The sequence below is a fragment of the Hymenobacter agri genome, from assembly GCF_054778495.1.
This window is the reverse complement of sequence record NZ_BAAGZM010000971.1, coordinates 1-1,087: the sequence shown is the minus strand read 5'-3', so window position 1 is coordinate 1,087 and position 1,087 is coordinate 1. Positions and strand designations below refer to the sequence as shown.

Sequence of the window (1,087 nt, the reverse complement as noted above, 5' to 3'; positions counted from 1 at the left end):
TTGGCGGCGGGCGGCGGCTACGTCGAGCCGCAACAGGCCGGCGCGGGTGCTGAGCCAGGCCCCGCTACCACTGGTGTAGGCGGCGGGTCCCAGCAGGTCGCGGGCCAGTGGGTCATCTTCGGCAGCCAGCGGGGTGAGGCGGTGGGTTCGACAGTTGAGCAGCGACAGGCCCTGGCGGTGCACCAGCAACAGTTGCGGCCCATCCTCGGCATTAGGTAGCGGCAGAATATTGTACGTGTATTCAGCTGTTGAGCCAGCGCCCAGCGGCTGCCAAGTTTTCGAGGGCTCGCGGAAAAACACGCCATCGCCTTCGGTAGCCAGCCAGAGGCGGCCGTCGGCATCTTCGGTGATACTACTGACGTCGAGGCCGGTGTGGGTGAGGCGGTAGGCGGCGAACTTCTGGGTGGCGGGCTCGAAGGCGGCCAGGCCGGTATCGTGGCTGCCCACCCAGATACGGCCCGTGCGGTCGGCCAGTAGGGTCGTTACAGTGTTGTGGAGCAGACCGTTGGCAGTGGTGAAGTGGCGCGTGGGCCGGTTTCGCTCTTTCGGAATATTATAGAGGCCATCACCAGCGGTACCAACCCAGAGGCCGGAGCTGCGGGCGTAAGCCAAGGCAGTAATGCTCAGCGCGATATTATTTGGTAAGCCGACTACGGCGCGAAATGCTGTGTCAGGATTGGCTGCTACATAAAGCCCTTCTGCTGTGCCAACCCAATAGCCACGTCCTAAGATAGTAGGGGGAAATGGTAGCAGAAATTGCACCGCCTTGCGCGGCGGTGCAGGCACATCTTGCATTTGCCGTGCTTTATCCCCCCTTAAAAAGAAGAGTCGCTGGCCTCCGATAGCGCCGATGGCTACCGAATGCTCATCGGGATTTTGGGTAGCCAATGCTGGCGACTGGTCAATGGAGCCGGGTAATCTAGGGTCCAGCCGCAAATACCTGTCCGAGTGCCGCCATAAGCCCTGGCCGGCGGTGCCCAGCCAGGCGTTGCCTTCCCGGTCTTCGAGCAGGCAGCTGATTTGGGCGGCGTCGGGCAGGCGCAGGTGGTAGCGGCGCTGGTAGCGGCCGATGGCGGCGGTGTCGGGC

Annotated in this window: 1 protein-coding gene; it reads right to left on the bottom strand. The window is 63.1% G+C overall.

All coding sequences use genetic code 11. The annotated features are described in order from the left end of the window. Positions 1-1,087 (bottom strand): ligand-binding sensor domain-containing protein (locus ACYVDE_RS23790; protein WP_460504003.1); only part of this gene is annotated, 1,087 nt, incomplete at both ends.